This window comes from Marivirga lumbricoides, from assembly GCF_014636295.1.
GTDB lineage: Bacteria > Bacteroidota > Bacteroidia > Cytophagales > Cyclobacteriaceae > Marivirga > Marivirga lumbricoides.
Genome location: NZ_BMEC01000010.1, coordinates 142,265 through 165,669, shown reverse-complemented (window position 1 = coordinate 165,669; position 23,405 = coordinate 142,265). Strand labels below are relative to the sequence as shown.

Here is a 23,405-nt window from a genome sequence, read left to right as displayed (position 1 = left end):
ACAAGTTACCCTTATCACTATCACATCAGGATAGTAATACGCTAATTAAAAGTTGGCATCAAAATTGGAAATATCCTTATAACATCAAATAATAAAAGTTATGAAGAAGCCAATTTTACTTTCGCTAAGTGTGTTAATCGCTCTGGTTCTAATTAACCAGCCAAAAGCATCAGCACAGAGTTTCCATATAGTTGCTTCTTTCGGAACTACGCATCAGTGGAACGTACCTGCCAGTATTGAATATGAAGTATATAACTACTACCCTTATCACAATTGGGTTCATGTAAACCGTATAGTTCGTGGAAGAAGAGTATTTTACAATGTACTTTTAGAGCAAGATGGCTTTTTCACTGAATTACAATTTGGAAATTATTCCAGAATTTTAAGGGTTCAGCACTTTGTAGATTATCCTTTGTATGATCACTATTGCTCAGCACATTGTGGGTATCACGAAAGATACTATGTAAACCAAAGAGTTGTTAATAATTACTATTACTATGGAGGACATAATCATTATGTATATAGAGCTAGACCAAGCTATTTGAGACAACCTGTAAGACCGCATAGTGTTAGATATGCTGATAAAAATTACAGACATGTGAATGGCAGGTCAGTAGCTGACAACAGCAGAATTATAAGTAGTGCAAGAGAAAGCAGGCCTACGTCAGTAAGAAGCGTGAGCAATAACAACAACCGCTCTTCTAATAATGATAGAACAGTAAGATCTAATAGTAGTAATAGAAATTATGCTAGTAACAGCAGAAGTTCAAGTACTGTGAATAGAAGTCAGCCAGCAGCCACTGAAAGGCAAGTTACTACTACACGAACTACTTCTAGCACTCGAACTGTGAATAGAGGAAGCACAACTACTAATAATAGAAATGCTGAAGTGGCTAAAAGTAGTAGAACAAGTAGTGAGCGTGCAAGAACTGTAAGTAGCAGACCTGCCAGCAGCACTTCAAGAAGTTCAGGAACTTCATCAGCTCGAAGCAATAGCAGGGGTTCTTCCTCCTCTGAGAGAAGCTCAAGCAGCCGATCCAGAGGTAATTAAGATAGAGTAAAATAAAGGTAAAGCAGGTTTTCAAAGCCATCTGATTTAGTTCAGGTGGCTTTTGTTTTTTAAGAGCGATTGTTGCATACATATTTAATTAAACTAACTAAACCTTTCAACATCAACATTAGTAAATTTCAAGAGGTTGTATTACTGTTGATTCTATCGGCCCAGATATTTGTAATTGATTATTACCACCTAACAAAATCCATTTCTTCATTTAGCCTAAAAAATGTATTTTTAACAAACTAAAAGTCTATGCATAAAAACAAGATCCTTCCATTTCTCCTCATTCTCTTTAGCTTCACCTCTTTTTCTCAAACTATCCAGTCACCCGCTGAATTTCTTGGCTATGAATTAGGAGACAATTTCACAAGACATCACCAGGTAGTGGATTATTTTCATCATCTGGCTGAAAATTCCGGGCAGCTCATCTTAAAACAATATGGCAAAACCAATGAAAATCGGCCACTATATTATGCCATTATCTCTTCTCCGGAAAATATGGGTCAGCTGGATGAAATAAGAAAAAACCAGCTGCGAACTACAGGTTTGATAGATGGAAGTCCTGTTAACAGCAATATTAATATTGTTTGGCTTAGCTACAACATCCATGGAAATGAATCATCTTCTACTGAGGCCTCCATGCGCACTGCTTATTCCTTACTAAACGGAGAGATGGAAAGTGAAGAATGGCTAAAAAACACTGTAGTTATTTTAGATCCTTGTGTAAACCCTGATGGTCGAGACCGATATGCCAACTATTACTGGCAATATGGTGCTCAGCCTTATAATCCAACTACAGATGCGGTTGAACATCGAGAAGTCTGGCCGGGAGGGAGGGCAAATCATTATCTATTTGATCTTAACAGAGATTGGGCCTGGCAAACGCAAGCAGAATCGGAAGCCAGAATGATTGCCTACCATGAGTGGATGCCTCATATTCACGTAGATTTCCATGAACAAAGTTTTAATGATCCCTACTATTTTGCGCCTGCCGCTGAGCCTATACATGACATCATCACACCCTGGCAAAGAAGTTTTCAGACAGAAATCGGTAAAAACCATGCTAAGTATTTCGACAAAAACAACTGGCTATATTTTACAAGAGAAAGATTCGACCTGTTTTATCCCAGCTACGGAGATACTTACCCGACATTTAATGGTGCTATTGGCATGACTTACGAGCAAGGTGGCGGTGGTGCCGGTGGTTTGGGAGTAATTACCGAATTTGGCGATACCCTTACTTTAAAAGACAGAATTGCTCATCATTATACTACAGGTATGAGTACCATAGAAGTAGCTTCAAAAAATGCTAAAAAGCTAAACAGTAATTTTAAAAATTATTTCGATAAGAATAGAAATAATCCTAACGATCCTTTTAAAACCTATATCATAAAATGGAGCCCTGAAAAAGACACGGATTTAGAAGCATTGAAAGCTTTATTAAAAAAGCAGAAAATAGAATACTCTACCTTGGCAAATAAGCAGTCGTTAAAAGGATACAGTTATTTTCAGCGAAAGGAAAGTGTATTTACCACCAATGAAAACGACCTTGTAATATCATCCTATCAACCTAAGTCTACCCTCATCCAGGCACTTTTCGACCCTAAACCTAATTATAGTGATTCGTTAACTTACGATATTACCTCCTGGGCTTTGCCTTATGCTTATGGCCTGGAAACCTATGGGGTAAAAACAAAAGTTACTCCATCATCTAATACAGTCCGGCAGCACACAGAATTCAATTTGGAAGATTCTTATGCCTACGCTATCCCATACAGTAGCTTTGAGCATTCCAGGCTTCTTGCAAGCTTATTGAAGAATAAAATAAAAGTGAGGGTTGCAAACAAGCCTTTACAATTTGAAGGAAAAAGTTTTGGAAGAGGTACATTGATTGTTACGCAACGTAATAATGAATCGGTCAACAATCTAAACCAAAAACTTCAGGAGTTAAGTAATGAATTCCAGCTTGAGATTTACCCTTTAGCAACTGGTTTTGCTGACAAAATGTATGATATTGGATCAGGAGAATACTCTTATCTTAAAGCTCCAAAAATAGCAGTAGTGATGGGAGATGGGGTTTCCTCATTATCATATGGAGAGGTCTGGCATTATTTTGAACAGCAGCTTAATTACCCCATTACCAGCATCAGAACAGATGACATCGCTAGTATTGATCTAAATCTTTACGATGCAGTAGTTCTGCCTTCAGGCTACTATGGAGAACTACGGGATTTTCTTAAAACTAAATTACTAACATTTGCTCAAAATGGAGGCAAGGTAATAAATATTGGAGCCGCGAATAGCTTATGGTCAGATATGGATGAGACCTCCTTAATGAAAAGGAATATAAAAAAGGATACCACAGAGTCGGAATTGAAGCTATATAAAGATGCGGAAAGAGAAGCGCTTGAAAACAATATTTTTGGAGCAATATATGAAGTAAAGCTGGATGAATCACACCCTTTAGCTTATGGATATACAGGCTCCTACTTTTCTTTAAAAACTAGTAACAATACCTTTAAATACCTTAAAGATGCGTGGAATGTTGGCTATATACTAGATAAGGATTATCTGGTAAGTGGCTTTGCAGGTTACAAAGCTAATAAAAATCAGGCTGAGAGCTTAACTTTTGGCGTGGAAGAGATAGGAAGAGGAAATATGGTTTATTTAATAGATGATCCATTGTTCAGAGGCTTCTGGTACCATGGCAGAATGCTTTTTGCCAATGCCGTTTTTATGCTTGATTGAGTTAATAAAATTATGCCAGGGTACTCATGATAAATACTGCACACTCATCCTGAAACCATTGTGAAAGTTCAGTAGAAGAATATAATCCCATATGGTACAAAGCAATAAAATTCTTCTGAGAGGCAAGGCTCAAGAATGGTAAGGGGTCTTTAGGGTTACCATGATAGCCAGGAGCATATAAGCTATGAGGCACAACAAAACCAGGCATTCCATAAGCCATAGTTTCCTCAAAGCCATTTGGTAAACTAGTTTTAAGTATTACCCTCAATTTCTCCATTGCAGGCTTTCTCTCGTCTGCTAAATCTTTATAGTACTGATCAGGAGTTTTTGCTATAGACAGCATATACCAGTGATTTGTTATTTTGATTATATCCTGAATGAACAATTTAATCAAAATTCGTATATTAATATTATGGAAATCAGATTTCAAAGCAAAGAAGAGAGCAATCAACAACAGAGAGAGGAATTTCTTAAATTAGCACCTATTGATCGCTTTTATGCTTTTTTAGACTTAAGTGAGCGCATGAAAGATTTCCCCTCTCGATTAGATAAACATAAAAATCTCCATAAAAATAATTTTGAGATTGTTATTCTTAGCAAGTGAATACGATCTGGAAGGAGAATATCGATAACTTTATTCACTTAGCTAATTTGCATGGTGTAAAAATGATTATGATTGGAGGTGGTGCTGTAAACTTTCATGGTTACCAAAGGCATTCCGCAGATGTCCATTTTTGGATTGATACTCAGGAGGAAAATTTACAAAAATTAGTGATTGTTTTCAGAGACATGGGATTCTATTTAGAAGATTTCCCTAAAGAGGGAAAAGAGGGAAAACAGAATATCTCTGTGAAGTTTTCTCCTGAAGATTTAAACCTGGAGCTCATCACTAAATTTCACATCAGCAAAAGTTTTGACCAGGCTTTGGCTGACAGTGAAGAGGTAAGTATTCAAAAAGAAAAGGTGATGAAATGGAATGTGCTGCAGCTCTCAGATTTACTTGAAAGTAAAGAAAGAGCTGCAAGGCCAAAAGACCTATTAGACATTCAGCAATTAAAGGAAATTCATATGTTAGATTAGCCTAGTTTCCTTTTTTGGCATAGCAAACCAGAGTATCACATACACCAACATTCCCGGAAAAGCTGCGCTTAAAACAGAAACGAGTATATAAAGTAATCTAACTTTTGCTGCATCCCAGCCCAAATATTCGGCTATTCCTCCGCATACTCCTCCTAATACCTTGTCATTCGATCTTTCTAATCTATTTTTCATATTTCTATATTTATAATGAGATGGAATCCAATTTCAAATAGTCGTCTTAACTAATCTTTATGATTCCATTTACTTGTTTACTATAGTTATCCAAAATAGATGCCAATAGTAGAAAAGCAGTCAGAGAGCATTTAAATAGTGTTTTTAAGTTACAGTTGATCATTTACGTACAGTAAATTTCACAAAAATGAACAGCTTTGCCAGCAAGCAAATAAAAGTAGTATTTGAGTTAACGCTTCCAGAAAAGTCCTGTAACTAACGAATCTTACTGAAAAGACTCACAGCCTTTGCCTAAATCATTATATTTGCGGCTGCAATTAAAAAGCGAGATGGGAAAAACTACAAAGAAGATTATCTACAGATTTATGAGAAGGCTGGTATCAGCTGCCTATGCTTTTGGCTTTAGAAACATCATTATCAGTGGCTACTCCAATATAAAAAATAAGAAACCAGCACTTTTTGTAGCTAACCATCAGTCTACTTTTATGGATGGCATTTTAATGGGGATCACCGCGGTTAAAGCCTCCCCTTATATTTTAGTACGTGCTGACATCTTCAAATCAAAAGCAGCGAAAGTTGGCCTGGACCTCATCAGGCTGCTACCTATTTATAGAAAAAGAGATGGTTTGAGTAGTGTCACACAAAATGATAGTGTTTTCGAAAAATGCTTTCAACTGTTCGAAGAAAAAGGTGTAGTTGCCCTTTTTCCGGAAGGCAACCATGCCATTGAAAGAAGTTTAAGACCTTTACAAAAAGGTGCTGCAAGAATAGCACTTCAGGCAGAGGAGCGCAACAATTTTGAATTAGGTTTATCTGTAATACCTGTAGGGCTTCACTATGAAAACCATTCTGAAAGATGGCACGATGTGTACATTCATTACGGAGAGCCTTTTTCCCTCCTTCCGTATAAGGAGCTTTATCTGGAAAATCCTCAGAAAGCTTTAAAAGATCTGACTGATAAAATAAGGGAGGGAATCGAAAAAGAAATTGTAGACATTAAATGGAAAGAAGAATATACTTTATTTGAACAATTGAGGCAGATTATAAAGCCTTACTCTCTGAGTTTACAACCAGAAGCAAAATCTATAGTGCATGCGGAAAGTACATTGTTAGAAAAAATAAGAGCAAGGCTGGTAGAACAGCCGGAAAGAATGCAAGTGCTAAAAAACAAAGTAAACGACTACTTTCAAAAAGCAGAAAGAAATGGCTTCTCTGCAGATTTTCAGGTTCAAAAGCCTAATGCGCTGAAATTTGCTATTCAAACTTTACTACTTATTGCAGGCTTCCCGCTCTGGCTAATCGCTAAGATTTTTAATTTCATCCCTGAATTTATTATCGAAAATAAAATTATTCAAGGTGTAAAAGATCGCACCTGGCACATATCACTAAGAGTAGGAATTTCTTCCTTTATCTATCCTATATACTACGGTCTGTTGTGGATAATCTTTAGTATCGTTTTCAATTGGGTAATAGCAGGGCTGATCATATTTGCTTTACCTCTTACTTCAATTATCTATTATGAAGTACAACTGTTGAAAAAACAATGGAGTAACCATCAACTCTTTTTCAAAAACAGAGGAATGCTGAAGGAAGAAAGTGAAATTTTAAAGGAACTGAAACTTTTGGTTTCAGGAAGCTAAGAGCATAGGGAAAGATTAGGAAGCAAATATTTTATTTCCTGACCAAAAATAAGCAAGGCAAAGTCCGGCAATAATATGCCATATACCCCACCAGCCTGCTACAATTGCCATTCCTCCGAGGCCATCAAAAAAGTTAAATACAATGACGAGCCCAAGCCCTGAATTTTGAATACCTGTTTCTATGGACACCGCTTTCCGCTCACTCAGATCCAGACCGAAAATTTTACCCATCCAGAAACCTCCCAAAAATGCCAGTCCATTATGAAATAGAACAATCACAAAAATGATATGGATAAACTCAAGGAAATAGTCTGCATTTTTCATAAATGCTATCACTACAAAAGCTGTAAAAATTAAGATGGACAGGATGTTAATTGGTTTCTTAATCTTTTGTGCAGTAGATGGAAAATATTCACCAAAAAGTAATCCTACAGCTACGGGCAAAATAATCAGATTAAATATGGTAAAGAACATATCGGCTACATCCATGGTAATGCTGCTCCCAACTTCCAAAGGTGAAGATGGTATAAAACCAGACCAGAATGCGAAACTCAGAGGTGTGATAAAAATAGCTGCAGAGGTAGTTAGCGCGGTTAAACTTACAGACAAAGCAGTATCAGCACCAGCTAATTTACTTACAAAATTACTAATATTGCCTCCGGGACATACAGCCACCAGCACCATACCCAGCGCAATACTTGACTGAGGATTGAAAATATAAATTAAGACAATTGTAATTACCGGCAATAAAACCCACTGCGCTATTAACCCTACTAAAGTGGCTTTTGGGTTACTAAAAACACGCTTAAAATCTTTCAATTGAAGTTCCAGCGCCACACCAAACATAATAAATGCTAATAGAAAATTTAGCAACAGAAGTCCTTCAGCATTAAAATTTAATGTAATTTCATCCACATTCATTGCACCAATATAATTAAATATTTTCTATGGAAATAAGGTTTTAATATGCTTTCATGCCCTTTGTTTATAAATTTGGCTTCATATGAATCATCAAAAAGAGTACACCCCTCAACAATTAGCTTTGCGCAACGGACAGGATAAACCTGAAATATGGATTGCCTACCAGGGAATTATTTATGACGTAACGGAATCGCGGCTGTGGAAAAATGGAAAGCACTATGAACATTGGGCCGGACAAGATTTAAGTAAGGAATTAATAGAAGCTCCCCACAATGAAAGGGTTTTTAAAAAATTTAAAGTTGTAGGTACCCTTATAAAGCAGGCTTAGCTTGTATTAAATCTTCTCTATACGTAAAGCTATCGCCATTAAACACCTGCTTACTAATTAGGATATTTTGTTTAGGATCAATTAATATACTAGTAACTGGCTGATTTTCCCCTTCATATTGAATTGTAAACTCATATAAAGAATCCAGCGCTATATCATTATAGGAATAGCTTGCTAAAACATTCGAGACGCATATATTATATTGCTTATTGCCCACATAAAACGACTGACAGTCATTCAGCTGTCCTAATCGTAACGACAGAGAGTCGAAAGTAATTCTTTTATTTCTCCTATTTACCTCAAAAATTCTGCTCGGAGTATTTTTTATTTCCTTAGGTGAGTTCAGTTTATCATACTCAAACCAGTGGCTCAGGTATTGTTCTTCATAACTTTTCACAATTACTTTTTTGTAATAAGAAGTACCCGAATTATCAATTTCATACATCAACTCCCTCTTAACCTGGTCGTCATTATTAAAAGAAATGAGTATAAAAGGAATAATAAAAAAGGTTAAGATAATATATAGAAACCCACTTATTCTATATTTCATAGCCATCTTACCAAATTGCTTGGCCAGGTAGACAGGGATCTCACGCAAAGGAGCAAATGGCAGAAAGATTAATGCACCAATCAGGTTAAAGAACAAATGAACAAGGGCTACACTAATTGCAACTTCCGATTTAAAAGCTGCAGCAATTAAGGCTGTTAATGTTGTACCTACATTTGCCCCGATAATAAAAGTAAAAGCCTGTTTCAAACTTACTTTCCTTGTAGCCACAAAGGGAACAATCACTGAGGTAGTAACCGAGCTTGACTGAATTCCGGCAGTTAAAACAGTACCCCATATGAAAGAGCGATAAGGTCCTCCAAAAAAGTATTTCTGTAGTACTTCCTTTGATCCGGCAGTAATAGAGCGGTAGAGAAATTTGGAGAGAATTTTAATTGAAAGTGCCAGTAAAATAAATGACAAAATAGCTAAAAGTATAGGGTAAGGCATTAATTGACTTACCACCTCTATTATTGGCTTGGTAAAAACTGAATAACTTAGCTCAGTTTGCAAATTCATAAAGGTAGACCCTACCAGCCTGGAAGAGAAGCCTGTTGAAAGGTAGGTAAGTACCCCGTAATAATACTCCAGAGGAAAAAGTATGATCACTATAAGAATATTAAAAAAATCGTGCACTACTCCTGCAGAAATAGCTTTTCTAAATTCACTCCCTTTAGTGATGAAGCTTAAAGAAACCAGTGTACTTGTCAGTGTAGTCCCAACGTTCGCTCCCATAATCATAGGTATGGCTTCCGGAAGGCCAATGGAGCCCGAAGCAACTACAGCTACAATCATTGCAGTGCTGGTGCTGCTACTTTGAATCAAGGCTGTAATAAGTAAGCCTATAAATAAGCCAATGAAGGGATTCGAGGTAAGTGTAAGAATAGAATCTACTATCTCCCGATTAAGCAGTTTAAAAGAATGTCCAATAAAATCTATGGAAAAAAGAAATAGGAATACCGCAAGAAAAATCAATAAAGATCTCTTTAAAACCCGTAGGCGTTTATCTGTACTATTTCCTGCTAAAGTCTTGATTGTTTACTGGCTCAATATAAAAAACAAAAATACACTAAAGTTTTCATCTTGTTGGCTATGCTAAGTAAAGCAATTGTTAAGAAATTTTAAATGAATGAATTCATTTTAAGTTAACATTAAGGGTTCTTTGCACGAACATACCAACATTTTAGGAGTTTTGAGAAATTTGTAAACCAAAGCTTAACAATTACTTAACCTCTACTTTCTAAAGGTATCGCTAGCTTTGTCTGCGAAACAATTCAGTAGGGGAATGAGTAAAAATACGTTTGAGAAATACAGCAGGAACAAATTATCAGAAATTGCTTATTTCATATTTGAACTTGCCAGAAAAGAACGTTCCTTTTTAACGCTTATCGCTGTTCTTACTTTTCTCTGTGGGGTTCTAACTCCTTACCCTCAAATAGCTATGTGGCTGGGATTCTGTATGGCTGCTTATTCGGCTATAGCCAATGACAGTATCCAAACTATTGGCACTTTTATAGCCTCAAACAGTGAAAAAAAATGGTGGATCTTATGGTTATATATTGGAATAATATTCCTGGCCACCGTATTCTACAGCTGGTATGTTTTTGAAGGTGATGTAAGCCATCAAAGACTGGCCTCCAAAGGTTTTAATGAGGCTCCTACCTCCTTTAGCTTTCTACAACTGGCAGCTCCCATCCTGCTGTTAATTCTTACAAGGCTTAGAATGCCTGTTTCTACCTCAGTACTTTTGCTAAGTGCGTTTTCTACTCAGGCAGACTCAATCGGTAAAGTATTAACCAAAAGCTTTTCAGGATATATAATTGCTTTTATCTCTGCGATAGTAGTATGGTTCCTTGTAACTAAATATGTATCTAAGTATTTTAAAAGAAGCAAACCTGCTAAATTCTGGCTACCCCTGCAATGGCTCACAAGCGGAGCTTTGTGGTCAATATGGATTTCTCAGGATGCTGCTAACATTGCTGTTTATTTACCCAGAAGTTTGAGTGCCTGGCAATTTGTAGCTTTTTCAGGCTTTATATTTATCGGGTTAGGAGTACTATTTTATTTAAAAGGGGATAAAATTCAAGGAATTGTTAATGAGAAATCCGGTGTCACTGATGTTAGAGCAGCTACTCTGGTAGATCTTATTTACGCTTTATTGCTTTACTATTTTAAAGTAATAAGTACAATTCCTATCAGCACTACATGGGTTTTTATCGGCTTGTTAGGCGGAAGGGAATTAGCCATTGCCATCAGTAAAAGGAGGAAAAATAAACGCTCCAAAAGCGTTAAGAAAGCCAAAAAAATGCTAGGAAGAGACGTACTGTATGCCTCAATAGGTCTATTCCTTTCCGTAATTTTGGCACTTGCTATCAATCAGGATGTTAGAAGTCAGATTTGGGATGACATAGTGAACTTCTTCTCGTAGAGAGAGAGGAAAATTATTTCAGAATTTTATAGCTATTCACCTTTAAAGTCAGACTTTCAATTCCTGAATGGCTAACCAAGCCATTAACCCCATGCCTGTTTCAAGTGCTGAACTATCAATATCAAATGTTGGAGTATGAACAGAAGAGGTGATACCTTTCTCTTCATTTCGTGTACCTAAACGATAAAAACAAGCAGGTTTTTCCTGTGAATAATATGCAAAATCTTCTGCTGCTAACCATAAGTCCAGATCAACCACATTTTCCTTACCTAAAAAGTCAATAGCTTGTTGCTTTGTCCGTTCAGTTAACTCCGGCTCATTCACTAAAAAAGGATAGCCTTTCTTAATTTCAAACTCGCACTTTGCTCCCATGCTTTCAGCCATACCCTCGGCCATTTTCTTCATTTTTTTATGAGCAGAAGCGCGCCACTCTTCATTCAACGTTCTAAAAGTACCTTCAATATAAACCTCATTAGGTATTACGTTGGTGGCCCCCTCGGCAATTACCTTTCCAAAAGATAAAACTGATGGTATTTTCGGACTGGCATGTCTGCTCACAATCTGTTGCAAAGCCACTAAAATATGGGCTGTTATAATGACCGGGTCAACATTCATTTCAGGCATAGCTCCATGTCCTCCCTTACCGATTACTTTTACATAAAGCTCATCAGCACTGGCCATATACATACCACTTCGGAAACCTACTTTCCCTACGGGGATTAACGGCATTACATGCTGCCCTATAATGTTTTCCACAGCAGGATTTTCCAATACTCCTTCTTTAATCATTAAAGAGGCTCCACCAGGAAATTTCTCTTCAGCGGGTTGAAAAATGAGTTTCAAAGTTCCTTCAAACTCTTCTTTCAACTCGTTTAAAATTTTTGCTGTTCCTAGTAAAGAAGAAGTATGGACATCATGCCCACAAGCATGCATTACACCAATATTCCTGCTTTTGTAGGGCACTTCATTTTGCTCTGTTATCGGAAGCGCATCAATATCAGCTCTTAATGCAGTAATTTTCTTGTCAGGATTTTCCCCTTTTATCAGGGCAACAATTCCATTATCAGCAATACCCGTTTGATGTGGAATTCCCCAGTCATTTAATTTCTTAGAGATAAATTTAGCGGTTTCTGTCTCCTCAAATGAAAGTTCAGGATGTGCGTGCAGGTGCTCCCTGCTTTCCTTTATTTCCTGAAAATTTTCCTTTGCTAAAGATTTGATTCGCTCTTTTAAATTCATCTGATATTAATTTACTTTTATTCGGGAAGGGACTGAAATAGCTGAAGGAAATTTTGGCTTTAATTTTAACAAAGTACGTTGTACTTCCAGTCTTTCTGTAAAGCTTCCTACACGCACCTTATAAACCGGCTGTTGATATTGCACATTGGTCCTAATTTCAGGCAATAATATCATTGCTGTATCTCTTGCCTGGTAGGCTTCTGCACTACTGCTACCACTGTATATTTGTATTGAATAGCCATTTACATAGGCAATATCAGCATTATTGAATGCCAGAGAATCCAGTTTTTCATTGAGGAGCTCAGTGACATCATATTTAGGATTGAAATTCTCCTCTGTTTTTCTGAAGGATACCTCCTCCTCAGATTTAACTGTTACCGTATCAATTTTAGGCCTGAATTCAGAAATATCTTCTGAGAAGCTCTTACTAGCGGTACTTGTTTTCTGTGTAGTAGTACAGGCAAAACCTATACCGGCAAGTAGTAGAAATCCGATATAATTCTTAAGCTTATTCATCTAATAAAACACATTTATTGCTCTTAATATCTTCTTCCACGGTTTTAAACTTAACGTCTTTTTTCACGCTTCCATCAACATATTGAACTGATACTCTATCATTTCTACCTACAATCTTTTCCGATTTAACAGGCATCTGTTTTTCAACCGGAGGCCTGTTTTTGTTTCCACTGCCACCGCTTAGTACTGAACCTGATTCTGCCTTACTTTCCTGCAATTGCTGTCTTTGCTTTTGCTTAGCTGCGGCATGTACCTGGCTGCTATCCTGAACGGGCAAATCCATTTTCATCAGGAAGGAAACGGTATCTTCATTTAACTTTCCGATGAAGCGCTTAAACAATTCAAAACCTTCAAATTTGTAGATCAATAAAGGATCCTTTTGCTCGTAAACTGCATTTTGAACAGACTGCTTCAAATCATCCATTTCACGCAAATGCTCCTTCCAGTTTTCATCGATAATGGCCAGTGTAGATATTTTCTCCATGGAAAGTATCATTTCTTTGCCATCCGTTTCCATGTTTTTCTCCAGATTAGAAACTACACCAATTTGTTTCTTCTTATCTGTAAAAGGTATTACGATATCCTGAACTGTAGCTCCCTTATTTTTATATATGTCCTTCAGAATTGGTAATGCTTTCTGTCTGATCTGGTCATTTTTAGCTTTATAAGAAGAGTATACCTTGTCATAAAGTTGCTGTGTAAGCTCTTTTTCACCTGACTTTGTGAATTCTTCTTCAGAAATATCGAAATCTATTCCGAAGGTACTTAGTACTGATAAACGAAGATTATCGTACCCATCGACAGATTTGGCACTCATAATTACATTTTCAGCAGTGTCAAACATCATATTCATGATATCAAGCTGAAGCCTTTCGCCAAATAAAGCGTTCCTTCTTCTTTCGTAAATCACCTCTCTCTGAGAGTTCATTACGTCATCGTACTCCAACAATCTTTTTCGGGTACCAAAGTTATTCTCCTCTACCTTTTTCTGAGCTCTTTCTATAGATTTGGAAATCATTGAATGCTGAATTACTTCACCTTCTTCAAGTCCCATTCTATCCATTAACTTGGCAATTCTATCTGAACCGAAAAGCCTCATCAGGTTATCTTCCAATGAAACGAAGAACTGTGATGACCCCGGATCTCCCTGACGACCTGAACGACCTCTCAACTGCCTATCGACCCTACGAGATTCGTGACGCTCGGTACCTACAATGGCCAAACCACCTGCTTCTTTGGACTCTTTGGTTAATTTAATATCAGTACCTCTACCAGCCATGTTGGTAGCAATTGTTACTGTACCAGGCTTACCTGCTTCAGCAACAACATCCGCTTCACGAGCATGCTGCTTAGCATTAAGTACCTGATGTTTAATTTTTCTGATGGTAAGCATTCTGCTTAAAAGCTCGGAGATTTCAACTGAAGTAGTACCTACCAGAACAGGTCTGCCGGCATTACTCATTTCAACAATCTCTTCCGCTACAGCATTAAATTTCTCACGAACTGTCTTATAAACTTTATCCTGCCTGTCATCCCTTACAATTTGTTTGTTGGTAGGAATAACAACTACATCCAGTTTGTAAATATCCCAGAATTCACCCGCTTCAGTTTCTGCAGTACCCGTCATACCCGCAAGCTTATGATACATTCTGAAATAGTTCTGTAAAGTAATAGTGGCATAAGTTTGGGTAGCATCCTCCACCTTTACATTTTCCTTTGCCTCAATGGCCTGGTGCAATCCATCAGAATACCTTCTGCCTTCCATTACCCGGCCTGTCTGCTCATCCACAATTTTAACCTTTCCATCTACCAAAATGTATTCAGTATCTTTTTCAAATAATGAGTAAGCTTTTAATAATTGGTTAATGGTATGGATCCTCTCAGCTTTAACTGCATAATCCTTAATGATCTCATCTTTCTGCTTAAGAATTTCCTGATCAGATAAATCAGAATCATTTTCAATTTTAGCGATCTCCACACCAATGTCAGGAAGAATAAAGAAGCTTTCATCTTCTCCATCCTTAGTGATTAGGTCAATACCTTTTTCGGTAAGGTCAATGTTATTGTTTTTCTCTTCGATTACGAAAAACAATGGCTCATCAGCCTCAGGCATTAACTTCGAATTATCTGCCAGGTATATGTTTTCAGTTTTCTGCAGTACATGGCGTACACCTGTTTCACTTAAAAATTTAATTAAAGGCTTGTGCTTAGGAAATCCACGGTAAGCTCTGAAAAGCGCTAAACCTCCTTCTTTTTCATTCCCTTCTTTTATCAATCTTTTAGCATCCAACAGGTATTGAGCAACAATTTTTCTTTGCTCCGCCACCAGTTTTTCTACTCTTGGCTTTAAATCCTGAAATTCATGAACATCGCCTTTAGGTACAGGACCAGAAATAATCAATGGCGTTCTGGCTTCATCAATCAACACAGAATCCACCTCATCAATCATAGCGAAGTGATGTTTTCCCTGAACCAGCTCCTTAGTTTCCCTGGTCATGTTATCACGCAGGTAATCAAAACCAAATTCGTTATTGGTACCGTAAACAATATCAGATTGGTAAGCCTCTCTTCTTTCAGGAGAATTAGGTCTGAAATTATCTATACAACTACAAGAAATACCATGAAACTGGTAAATAGGTGCCATCCACTCAGCATCTCTCTTAGCGAGGTAATCATTTACTGTTACAATGTGTACTCCTCTTTTAGCCAAAGCATTTAGGAATGCCGGTAAAGTAGCCACTAACGTTTTACCCTCACCGGTAGCCATTTCTGCAATTTTTCCATTGTGCAGTACCATTCCCCCAATAAGTTGCACATCATAATGCATCATATTCCAGGTAACTTCAGTTCCCGCAGCTTTCCAGGAATTATTCCAGATTACTTTATCTCCGATTAAATTTATATGTTCATACTTACCTGCCAACTGTTTATCATACATGGTGGCCGTCACTTCCAACTGCTCATTTTCCATGAACCTTCTGGCGGTATCCTTCACGATAGCAAATGTTTCAGGCAATACCTCTAGCAACACTTCTTCCAGCTTTACATTTCTTTGCTCTTCCAGCGAGTCAATCTCATTGAAAACAGCCTCCTTTTTATGTAAATCCATGTCAGCATCCTCCTCTACTTTTTCATGTAAAGCAGCTATCTGATCGTCTATATCCTTAAGGTAAGCATTAATTCTTTCGCTGATCTGATTGGTTTTAGCCCTTAACTCATCATGGGATAAGCTGGCTAGTTTTGCAAACTCTTTATTAATCTGCTCCACTTTCGGAAGCACTTCTTTTATATCTCTATCGGATTTTGTACCGAATACTTTTGTAAGTCCTTTTGCTATAAAATCAAACATTGGTTGTTCAAATATTAATTGAAAATATGTGCTAATTTACACGCTTTTTTACTAATTCTATTGTTTTTCAGAGCTTGATTTGCCCTTCATACACTTTCATTGCCGGTCCTTCAAGATAAACGTTCTTCGCAGCTCCATCTTGTAAATCAAATTTAACAATCAGATCACCGCCTAAAGTAGAAATATGTACCGGAGAAACTCCTCCATGTAATACATGAGCGATGGCACAAGCTGTAACACCTGTTCCACAAGATAGCGTTTCATCTTCTACGCCTCTTTCATAAGTACGAACGGCAATTTTTTGTTTCCCTAGTTTTTCAACGAAGTTGACGTTGATGCCTTTCTCTTTAAATTCATCACTGTAACGAATCTGTGCCCCCTCCTCTTTAACGGATTTATGCTCAATGTTACTGGCGAAGATAACATAATGAGGTGAGCCTGTATTAATGGTAAAATGTTCCGGAAAGGTAACAATCTTATCCGGTTGCACATCCTGCATGCTCAGGCTTACAGTATCTCCGTCTATTGTAGCAGTATGAACACCATCGGTAGAAAGAAAGATGGTTCGGTCCTCTATGATTGCCAGATATTGAGCAAATTTAACAGCACACCTGCTACCATTGCCACACATACTTTGTGAGCCATCAGGGTTAAAGAATACCATTTCAAAATCGTACTTTTCATGATTTTCTATTAGAATAAGACCATCTGATCCTACCCCAAATTTTCTATCACACAGTTTTTGAGCAAATTTTTTGTCGTTTCTATCTATCAGTCCCGAACGGTTATCTACCATCACGAAATCGTTACCTGTTCCCTGATATTTATGAAATGGGATTTCTATCATGATTCAAAATTAGCTAAAATAGCACCAAACTTAAAGTTATGACATTGTGGCATAGTTAAAATAAAAATATCATAAATTATAACGCATTTATCGATGATATAGTAAGATGTCTTGTCGTGAGAAACGTTTGATTTTCGTTTAATTTAACCTCGTATAGAGCAGAGAATGCATCTTTTGTAAAAGAAATTTATTAACGAGTAATATAGTGAGATAAGAAAGTAAGGAAACCTCTTACTAAATGATGGAAGCAACATTAAGCTTCATTTATAAAAAATGCATGCAAACCCTCTAAGTAATTATATTAAATGAGAACTTTGATATCAAAAATACCATTTCCAACTTTAAGCGATGAAAATAAAAGCAGAAGTTTAATTCTTCTTTAACAATAGTCCAATACAAACAATATTAATTATAGATGACGAAAAAGATATTCGGGACTTACTGTCTAAAACTATCTCTTTAGAGGGTTATGAGATTTTCAGTTCCGAAAATGCTAAAGCAGGACTGCAAAAGCTGGCAGGCACTAATCGTGTTATGTGATATCAAATTACCTGACATGTTTTATTGACAGGACCTGCTGGTACAGGAAAAAAGGTTTTTGCAAATGCTATACATGGGGAAAGTCCCAGAGCAAAAAATGAATTTGTGGCTGTAAACTGTAGTGCACTCAGTAAAGATTTATTATAACCCGAGCTTTTTGGTAATAAAAAACACTTTAATACAAGTAGAACGAATTATAAAGGTGAGAAATATAGAGATCGAAAATCTGCAAGATTTAGTGTATGAATATACTGGAAAACCGCTTGTAGTTATTTCTGAACCTTCTGATAGAATAAATACTTTAAAAATTAACCTGCTTCAGACGAATTAAAAAATGAAAATAGGGTCGGATATTCCATGCAATTACACCAACCCATTTGAATATCTATTAAATTTCGAAATATGCAAAATATAATTAATACTCAAACAACTGCTTCTGAAAATAAGGCAAGTAGAACCCCAGGCATGCTAAGCTTACAATTATTCAAACTATGCATAATTGCAGTCATTGGATGCAATATTATCATTTCAAATGCAACAGCACAAGAAATAGAGAATGACAAACCTCTTAAGTTCAGCGGATACTTAGAAGCCTATTATGTGTATGACTTTGGTAATCCTGCAAACCATAACAGGCCTGATTTTCTTTATTCATTTAGCAGGCATAATGAAGTAAATCTGAACTTTGGCTATCTCATGGCTGAATATGATAATGATAAAGTAAGGGGCAAACTAGCTTTAATGACAGGTACTTATGCAAATGCTAATTTATCAGCAGAACCAGGTGTTATTAAAAATATTTTTGAAGCCAATGCCGGAGTAAAAATTTCTAAAAATAAAAATTTGTGGATAGATGCAGGAATTTTCGCTTCTCATATAGGTTTTGAAAGCGCTGTAGGAGCTGATACATGGAATATGACAAGAAGTATTTTAGCTGAAAACTCTCCTTACTTTTTATCTGGTGCTAAAATATCGTATACTTCAGAAGATGAAAAATGGTTTTTGAGTGGTTTACTGCTCAATGGTTGGCAGAGAATTCAAAGAGTGGATGGTAATCAAACTCCTGCTTTTGGACATCAGGTAACTTACTCACCTAATGAAAAAGTTACTTTAAACAGCAGTTCCTTCATAGGAAGTGATACGCCAGACAGCATCAGGCAAATGAGGTATTTCCATAACCTTTACGGTATTTTTCAACTAAGCGAAAAGTTAGGCTTAATTGCCGGTTTTGATATCGGTATTCAACAAGATGCACCTGAAAGTAGCACCTACAATACCTGGTATGCACCTGTAATGATCGCTAAGTATGATTTAAGTAATAACTTATCCCTTGCAGGTAGACTAGAATTCTATTCAGATGAAAATGGTGTTATTATTCCAGGTAATACCCCAAATGGATTCCAAACCTTGGGTTATTCTTTAAACCTGGATTATGCTGTAACAGAAAATGCCTTATGGAGGATAGAAGCAAGAAGCTTTAATAGCGAAGATCTGATTTTTATGAATGAGGGCACACCTACTGATACTAACTTCTTTTTAGGAACCTCAATGTCTGTTCGCTTTTAATAATTTAAAGCATCTATAATTACATTTTTAAAATGTCTACAAGCTATGACAATTTTTTACAGCTCATTATAAAGCGTTAAAAGGAAGCTTAAAAATCTACATCGGCATGATTGCCGGTGTAGGTAAAACCTACCGTTTCTTGCAGGAAGCTCATGAATTGCTGAAATCCAATTTAGATGTCAGAATAGGTTTTATTGAAACACATAACCGAAAAGAAACTGCAGCTTTAGTTGAGGCAATTAAAGAAATGGATCTGGAAGGCTTTTAAAAGCTAAACCAGATGTAGTATTAGAGGATCTATTTTTTGGGTAGAGTGTCCTATTGCCCTATGATCAAATAAATCTTTTTTGTCAATCAAATTTCGCTTTACCCAACCATAAGGTGTGCTTTCGGATATTTATACCCTTTAGTAGCTTTTCTGCTACTTAAGGCAAGCGCGAATGTTAAGGTTCCTACCCTCCCGATAAACATGGACAGAATGATTACAATTCTACCTGCAGTAGATAAATTTGACGTTATGCCAGTACTTAAACCTACAGTTCCGAAAGCTGAAACCTGCTCAAAAATAAGCTGTGGCAATGAAATATCGCTGTCTGTAATAGTTAGGGTAAAAATAGCAATCAGGTTAATAGAAGCCGCAAAGAAAAATATACTTAGAGCTTTGAAAAGCAACTCTTTCGGAATAAATTTTCTATCTATCTCAATTTTAGCCTTCCCTCTTAAAGTAGCTAATACTGAAGTGATTAGCAGATAGAATGTCGATGTTTTGATACCTCCACCCACTGAACCTGAAGAAGCTCCAATAAACATCAGAAATGAGATTAAAATAATTGTTGGAATTCTGATAGCAGAAAAATCGATGGTATTAAAACCAGCAGTTCTTGCGGTTGCGGATTGAAAAAAACTGGTAATCATCGATTCCACCAGATTTTGTTTAGCCAAAGTATTATCCTTTTCTAAAAGATAGAAAACCAACATGCCGGAGGCCAATAGTACCAGAGATGTGTATACTGCTATTTTGGTGCTTAGTTTCCAATCTTTCCACGGACTTTTAAGCCTTTCTCTTAAACTGGAAATACTGAATAAATCCTGCATGGCCGAAAAGCCTAAACCACCTAAAATTAATGTAAGGGCAATTACAATGTGCAATAAATAACTTGAGGCCACACCATTTTCAAAGAGTCCATTAGTAAAAAGACTGAAACCTGCATTACAGAATGCACTGACAGCATGAAAAACTGAGAAAAACAATTTTTGACCTACAGAGCTAAACTGCACATCCGGTCCCCAGGTGAAGAAAATTAATACAAATGAGACAAATTCTACCAAAAAAGTGATAATGATGACCTTTCTTAACAAGCCCTTCGCTGAAAATAAAGAGTCGCTTATTAGGAAATCCTGCAGCATCAATTGCTGCTTAATTCCTACTCCTGTTTTTAAGAAGGTACCAAAAAATGAAGCAAATGATATAATCCCTAAACCACCTAACTGAAATAAAATCAAAATTACAAACTGACCTTTTAAGGTGAAATAAGTAGCAGTATCTACTACAATTAACCCTGTAACACAACTGGCGCTTACTGAAGTAAAGAGTGCATCCATAAAGGACATGGTGCCTTCATCAACAGTCATGGTAGGAAGCATTAGTAAGCCGGTACCCAATAATATCAAGAGAATAAAACTGTAAATGAAAGTTCTTGCTGGCTTGGTTTTTAAGCGCGATAAAATAGTGCTGGCCTGAATAATTTCATAAATAATAATAATCAGGAAAAAGAAGGTAATAAAGGTAAGGTAGGCATCTTCATAACTCTTAAAATCCAGGTTTTCGCTAAAAAAACCTAGAATCTGGTTGTCGAAAAAATGATTACTTACTGAGTTGATAATAATTATTATTACCAATATTACCTCTAAAATATGGTTCTTTAAAAATTCATACCTCCGGAAGGAGTAGAGAAACCGGGTGAGGAAAGTGAGGAAATAGATAAGAAGAACTACATCTAATGCCAAAAAAATCTGTTTTAGCCCCTTCTCATCCACATCAAACCCGAACACATACAGCAACAAAACTGTAGCGGCCAACCACATAAACGCCTTTAATGAGGATACTGTATTGAGCACGGAGGTTCTGCTGCTGTAGATCGCATTATTGAGCCACTCGGCAAAAGCATTTTTTAGTTTTGAAAATTTCACAGCTGCAATTTGTTCTTTAAAGCCTCTTCCAGCAAACGTTGCTTATTGATTGGCACAACTCCCAACTCCTCACACACAATGCCCCCACCTAAATTAGCTAAAGCCGCTGTAAAATAAGGTGATAGTTGGAGAGCCATACATAAACCCGCTATACTTACAACGGTATCTCCTGCGCCTGAAACATCAGAAATGCTCCTTTTATGTGCCGGAATGGAATGCTCTATCGTCTCTCCCTGAATATACACTCCCTTTTCCGAGAGTGTAGTCATCACATACCGGGCTTGTAAAATTTCCCGTAAACGAGAGGTTTGTGTTTTTAAAGCCTCTTCATCGTGGTAATCAAAAACTGTATTCAAGCCTTCTTTCAATTCCTTCAGGTTAGGCTTAAACAAATCGACTTCTTTATAATGGAAGAAATTATTCTTCTTTGGATCTACAATTGTGGGAATACCTTGTTGAACTGCTGCTTCAATAGTTGTTTTTATTATAGAAGCTGTAATGGTACCTTTATCGTAATCTTCAAAAATTACCGCATTAACCTCAGGAAGTAATTTTAAAATATGAGACTGCAATTTTTCTTCTTCAGCAGCATTCAGTTCCGTTAAAGATTCGCTATCTACCCTCAATAAATGCTGAGATCCTGCCAGTACTCTTTCCTTAACAGTAGTTATACGGTCTTTGCTTTTCACCAATCCACGTGAAGAAATCGTTCTCCTATTTAAAAGATCGATGAAAACATCGCTGTCTTCATCATCTCCCAAAACTGAACATAAAATAGGCTCTGCTCCCATAGATTGAAGGTTTAACGCAACATTGGCAGCTCCTCCCAATCTTTTTTCCCTGTTTTTTACGTTTACAACAGGAACCGGTGCTTCAGGGGAAATTCTGGAAACGTTACCCCATACGTAGGAATCTATCATTACATCGCCAATGACCAATATTTTCAATTGGTCAAAGGCTTTGAATATTTCTTCTATAGAAGTGAAAGACATGCTTATTTTAACTCGCTCAACACTTTTTTCATTCTTACCATTGCTTCTTTAAGCTCTGCATCAGAAGCTGCGTAAGAAATGCGGATACAATTTGGCGCTCCGAAAGCTCCTCCTGTTACCACTGAAACATGCGCTTTGTTCAATAAGTAAATAGCTAAATCATCCGCATCTCCAATGGTAGTCTCTCCATCTGACTTACCAAAAAAGCTGCTTACATCAGGGAATATATAAAACGCACCTGTAGGAACATTCGTCACTACACCCGGCATTTCTTCCAAAAGCTCCAACATCATATCTCTACGTTTGTGATATGTTTTTGTCATATCTAAAGTAGGAGTTAAGTCTTCAGTGATGGCAGCTAAAGCAGCACGTTGTGCAATGGAAGAATTTCCTGAGGTTATTTGTCCCTGAATTTTCGTAGCTGCTTTCGCAATAGGTAGCGGTGCAGAAATATAACCCACTCTCCAGCCTGTCATAGCAAAACCTTTTGAAAAACCATTTACTGTAATGGTTCTCTCAGCCATACCCGGCAAAGCACCAATACTTGTATGACCTTCCGTTCCGAAATTAATATGTTCATAAATTTCATCAGAGATTACTAAAAGATCTGTATGTTCTTTTACTACTTCAGCAATAGCTTCTAATTCAGCTTTTGTAAACACACTACCTGTAGGGTTACAAGGAGACGAGTACAAGATCGCTTTTGTCTTAGGCGTAATAGCTTCTTTTAATTGTTGCGCAGAAGGTTTAAAATCATTCTCAAGAGTTCCGGTAACAAAAACTGGTGTGCCTTCGGCAAGCTTTACCAATTCAGCGTAGCTCACCCAGAAAGGTGCAAATACAATTACTTCGTCTCCAGGATTAAGTAATGACAGCATTACATTAGCAATAGATTGTTTTGCTCCGTTAGACACTACAATCTGATCTGCAGAACTAGGAATACCGTTTTCCTTCTGCAATTTTTGGGCAATAGCTTCTCTCAAATCTAAATAGCCTGAAACAGGTGGGTAAGCAAAATACTTTTCGCTATCAATCGCTTTTTTTGCCGCTTCCTGAATGTGTTTGGGCGTTTTAAAATCGGGCTCTCCCAAACTAAGGCTGATGATATCAATGCCTTGTGATTTCAACTCTCTGGCTTTTGCAGCCATGGCCAAGGTGGCCGATTCCGACATGTTATTGATGCGGTCGCTTAATGGATAGTTCATACTTATAATCTTAAGACGCT

At 37.0% G+C, this 23,405-nt stretch carries 21 protein-coding genes and 1 pseudogene; 11 read left to right on the top strand and 11 right to left on the bottom strand.

All coding sequences use genetic code 11. The annotated features are described in order from the left end of the window. Window positions 1-100: 100 nt before the first annotated feature. A complete protein-coding gene (locus tag IEV85_RS15945; RefSeq protein WP_188465213.1) occupies window positions 101-1,051 on the top strand; it encodes a hypothetical protein in 951 nt (316 codons plus the stop codon). A gap of 258 nt (window positions 1,052-1,309) precedes the next feature. Continuing rightward, on the top strand, window positions 1,310-3,805 hold the full coding sequence (locus IEV85_RS15940; RefSeq protein ID WP_188465211.1) for a M14 family metallopeptidase: 2,496 nt from the start codon (window positions 1,310-1,312) through the stop codon (window positions 3,803-3,805). A gap of 10 nt (window positions 3,806-3,815) precedes the next feature. Here the strand turns inward: IEV85_RS15940 and IEV85_RS15935 are convergent, their stop codons facing one another. Then, window positions 3,816-4,148 carry a DUF1801 domain-containing protein gene (locus IEV85_RS15935; RefSeq protein WP_188465209.1) on the bottom strand — a complete coding sequence of 111 codons (333 nt, stop codon included), beginning with the start codon at window positions 4,146-4,148 and terminating at the stop codon, window positions 3,816-3,818. Between the two features lie 69 nt (window positions 4,149-4,217). Here IEV85_RS15935 and IEV85_RS15930 point away from each other — a divergent pair, with 69 nt between their 5' ends. Both IEV85_RS15930 and IEV85_RS15925 read left to right on the top strand, forming a co-directional pair. Further along, entirely contained in the window at window positions 4,218-4,409 is a 192-nt protein-coding gene (locus tag IEV85_RS15930; RefSeq protein ID WP_188465207.1) for a hypothetical protein, read from the top strand. Then, window positions 4,406-4,885, top strand: a complete 480-nt coding sequence (locus tag IEV85_RS15925) for a nucleotidyltransferase (RefSeq protein WP_229712618.1) — start codon at window positions 4,406-4,408, stop codon at window positions 4,883-4,885. The genes IEV85_RS15930 and IEV85_RS15925 overlap by 4 nt, the downstream gene beginning before the upstream one ends. Here the strand turns inward: IEV85_RS15925 and IEV85_RS15920 are convergent. Next, complete coding sequence (locus IEV85_RS15920; RefSeq protein WP_188465205.1) at window positions 4,877-5,077, bottom strand: PspC domain-containing protein; 201 nt, start codon at window positions 5,075-5,077, stop codon at window positions 4,877-4,879. The genes IEV85_RS15925 and IEV85_RS15920 overlap by 9 nt on opposite strands. Window positions 5,078-5,406: 329 nt before the next feature. On the opposite strand from IEV85_RS15920, the gene IEV85_RS15915 reads away from it, so the two are divergent. Further along, entirely contained in the window at window positions 5,407-6,717 is a 1,311-nt protein-coding gene (locus IEV85_RS15915; protein ID WP_188465203.1) for a 1-acyl-sn-glycerol-3-phosphate acyltransferase, read from the top strand. A gap of 15 nt (window positions 6,718-6,732) precedes the next feature. Here IEV85_RS15915 and IEV85_RS15910 read toward each other — a convergent pair whose 3' ends face one another. After that, on the bottom strand, window positions 6,733-7,638 hold the full coding sequence (locus IEV85_RS15910) for a bile acid:sodium symporter family protein (protein WP_188465201.1): 906 nt from the start codon (window positions 7,636-7,638) through the stop codon (window positions 6,733-6,735). A gap of 82 nt (window positions 7,639-7,720) precedes the next feature. On the opposite strand from IEV85_RS15910, the gene IEV85_RS15905 reads away from it, so the two are divergent. Further along, the gene (locus IEV85_RS15905; RefSeq protein WP_188465199.1) at window positions 7,721-7,966 is read left to right on the top strand and encodes a cytochrome b5 domain-containing protein; all 246 of its coding nucleotides are present in this window, start codon (window positions 7,721-7,723) and stop codon (window positions 7,964-7,966) included. On the opposite strand, the gene IEV85_RS15900 is transcribed toward IEV85_RS15905, so the two are convergent. Beyond that, on the bottom strand, window positions 7,950-9,488 hold the full coding sequence (locus IEV85_RS15900; protein ID WP_229712617.1) for a Na/Pi symporter: 1,539 nt from the start codon (window positions 9,486-9,488) through the stop codon (window positions 7,950-7,952). The two genes, IEV85_RS15905 and IEV85_RS15900, sit on opposite strands and share 17 nt — an antisense overlap. Window positions 9,489-9,798: 310 nt before the next feature. Here IEV85_RS15900 and IEV85_RS15895 point away from each other — a divergent pair, with 310 nt between their 5' ends. Next, complete coding sequence (locus tag IEV85_RS15895) at window positions 9,799-10,941, top strand: hypothetical protein (RefSeq protein ID WP_188465196.1); 1,143 nt, start codon at window positions 9,799-9,801, stop codon at window positions 10,939-10,941. Between the two features lie 48 nt (window positions 10,942-10,989). Here IEV85_RS15895 and IEV85_RS15890 read toward each other — a convergent pair whose 3' ends face one another. From IEV85_RS15890 to dapF, 4 genes are all read right to left on the bottom strand, one after another. Beyond that, window positions 10,990-12,180, bottom strand: a complete 1,191-nt coding sequence (locus IEV85_RS15890; RefSeq protein WP_188465194.1) for a M20 metallopeptidase family protein — start codon at window positions 12,178-12,180, stop codon at window positions 10,990-10,992. A 6-nt stretch (window positions 12,181-12,186) separates the two neighbouring features. Next, window positions 12,187-12,696 (bottom strand): SPOR domain-containing protein, encoded by a 510-nt coding sequence (locus IEV85_RS15885; protein ID WP_188465192.1) that lies wholly within the window; start codon window positions 12,694-12,696, stop codon window positions 12,187-12,189. Continuing rightward, window positions 12,689-16,045: a preprotein translocase subunit SecA gene (secA, locus tag IEV85_RS15880; protein WP_188465190.1), complete on the bottom strand. Its 3,357-nt coding sequence runs from the start codon at window positions 16,043-16,045 to the stop codon at window positions 12,689-12,691. Before secA ends, IEV85_RS15885 begins: the two co-directional genes overlap by 8 nt. A 67-nt stretch (window positions 16,046-16,112) precedes the next feature. Then, on the bottom strand, window positions 16,113-16,892 hold the full coding sequence (dapF, locus tag IEV85_RS15875) for a diaminopimelate epimerase (RefSeq protein ID WP_188465188.1): 780 nt from the start codon (window positions 16,890-16,892) through the stop codon (window positions 16,113-16,115). A gap of 564 nt (window positions 16,893-17,456) precedes the next feature. Here dapF and IEV85_RS15870 point away from each other — a divergent pair. The 4 genes and pseudogenes from IEV85_RS15870 to IEV85_RS25230 form a co-directional block, all read left to right on the top strand. Then, window positions 17,457-17,579, top strand: a complete 123-nt coding sequence (locus IEV85_RS15870) for a sigma 54-interacting transcriptional regulator (RefSeq protein WP_188465186.1) — start codon at window positions 17,457-17,459, stop codon at window positions 17,577-17,579. After that, the gene (locus IEV85_RS25235) at window positions 17,554-17,763 is read left to right on the top strand and encodes a potassium-transporting ATPase subunit C (RefSeq protein WP_425562905.1); all 210 of its coding nucleotides are present in this window, start codon (window positions 17,554-17,556) and stop codon (window positions 17,761-17,763) included. The genes IEV85_RS15870 and IEV85_RS25235 overlap by 26 nt, the downstream gene beginning before the upstream one ends. 71 nt (window positions 17,764-17,834) lie before the next feature. Continuing rightward, the gene (locus IEV85_RS15860) at window positions 17,835-18,998 is read left to right on the top strand and encodes a porin (RefSeq protein ID WP_229712616.1); all 1,164 of its coding nucleotides are present in this window, start codon (window positions 17,835-17,837) and stop codon (window positions 18,996-18,998) included. A gap of 32 nt (window positions 18,999-19,030) precedes the next feature. After that, a pseudogene (locus IEV85_RS25230) lies at window positions 19,031-19,239 on the top strand (sensor protein KdpD); the annotation flags it as partial. A gap of 125 nt (window positions 19,240-19,364) precedes the next feature. Here the strand turns inward: IEV85_RS25230 and IEV85_RS15850 are convergent. Genes IEV85_RS15850 through IEV85_RS15840 form a run of 3 tightly spaced genes read right to left on the bottom strand, consistent with a single transcriptional unit; the run spans window position 19,365 to window position 23,385 of the window. Next, window positions 19,365-21,188, bottom strand: coding sequence for a TrkH family potassium uptake protein (locus tag IEV85_RS15850; RefSeq protein ID WP_188465177.1), 1,824 nt, complete (start codon window positions 21,186-21,188; stop codon window positions 19,365-19,367). Then, window positions 21,185-22,180, bottom strand: coding sequence for a bifunctional heptose 7-phosphate kinase/heptose 1-phosphate adenyltransferase (locus IEV85_RS15845; RefSeq protein ID WP_188465175.1), 996 nt, complete (start codon window positions 22,178-22,180; stop codon window positions 21,185-21,187). The genes IEV85_RS15850 and IEV85_RS15845 overlap by 4 nt, the downstream gene beginning before the upstream one ends. 2 nt (window positions 22,181-22,182) lie before the next feature. Further along, window positions 22,183-23,385, bottom strand: coding sequence for a pyridoxal phosphate-dependent aminotransferase (locus IEV85_RS15840; protein WP_188465174.1), 1,203 nt, complete (start codon window positions 23,383-23,385; stop codon window positions 22,183-22,185). Window positions 23,386-23,405: the final 20 nt, after the last annotated feature.

What these genes read in the sequence shown, in the direction of transcription:
- IEV85_RS15840 (WP_188465174.1), bottom strand. Translation starts at nt 23,385, where the DNA reads ATGAACTATCCATTAAGCGACCGCATCAATAACATGTCGGAATCGGCC.
- IEV85_RS15915 (WP_188465203.1), top strand. Translation starts at nt 5,407, where the DNA reads ATGGGAAAAACTACAAAGAAGATTATCTACAGATTTATGAGAAGGCTG.
- secA (WP_188465190.1), bottom strand. Translation starts at nt 16,045, where the DNA reads ATGTTTGATTTTATAGCAAAAGGACTTACAAAAGTATTCGGTACAAAA.
- IEV85_RS15895 (WP_188465196.1), top strand. Translation starts at nt 9,799, where the DNA reads ATGAGTAAAAATACGTTTGAGAAATACAGCAGGAACAAATTATCAGAA.
- IEV85_RS15860 (WP_229712616.1), top strand. Translation starts at nt 17,835, where the DNA reads ATGCAAAATATAATTAATACTCAAACAACTGCTTCTGAAAATAAGGCA.
- dapF (WP_188465188.1), bottom strand. Translation starts at nt 16,892, where the DNA reads ATGATAGAAATCCCATTTCATAAATATCAGGGAACAGGTAACGATTTC.
- IEV85_RS15935 (WP_188465209.1), bottom strand. Translation starts at nt 4,148, where the DNA reads ATGCTGTCTATAGCAAAAACTCCTGATCAGTACTATAAAGATTTAGCA.
- IEV85_RS15905 (WP_188465199.1), top strand. Translation starts at nt 7,721, where the DNA reads ATGAATCATCAAAAAGAGTACACCCCTCAACAATTAGCTTTGCGCAAC.
- IEV85_RS15910 (WP_188465201.1), bottom strand. Translation starts at nt 7,638, where the DNA reads ATGAATGTGGATGAAATTACATTAAATTTTAATGCTGAAGGACTTCTG.
- IEV85_RS15890 (WP_188465194.1), bottom strand. Translation starts at nt 12,180, where the DNA reads ATGAATTTAAAAGAGCGAATCAAATCTTTAGCAAAGGAAAATTTTCAG.
- IEV85_RS15845 (WP_188465175.1), bottom strand. Translation starts at nt 22,180, where the DNA reads ATGTCTTTCACTTCTATAGAAGAAATATTCAAAGCCTTTGACCAATTG.
- IEV85_RS15940 (WP_188465211.1), top strand. Translation starts at nt 1,310, where the DNA reads ATGCATAAAAACAAGATCCTTCCATTTCTCCTCATTCTCTTTAGCTTC.
- IEV85_RS15920 (WP_188465205.1), bottom strand. Translation starts at nt 5,077, where the DNA reads ATGAAAAATAGATTAGAAAGATCGAATGACAAGGTATTAGGAGGAGTA.
- IEV85_RS15885 (WP_188465192.1), bottom strand. Translation starts at nt 12,696, where the DNA reads ATGAATAAGCTTAAGAATTATATCGGATTTCTACTACTTGCCGGTATA.
- IEV85_RS15930 (WP_188465207.1), top strand. Translation starts at nt 4,218, where the DNA reads ATGGAAATCAGATTTCAAAGCAAAGAAGAGAGCAATCAACAACAGAGA.
- IEV85_RS15945 (WP_188465213.1), top strand. Translation starts at nt 101, where the DNA reads ATGAAGAAGCCAATTTTACTTTCGCTAAGTGTGTTAATCGCTCTGGTT.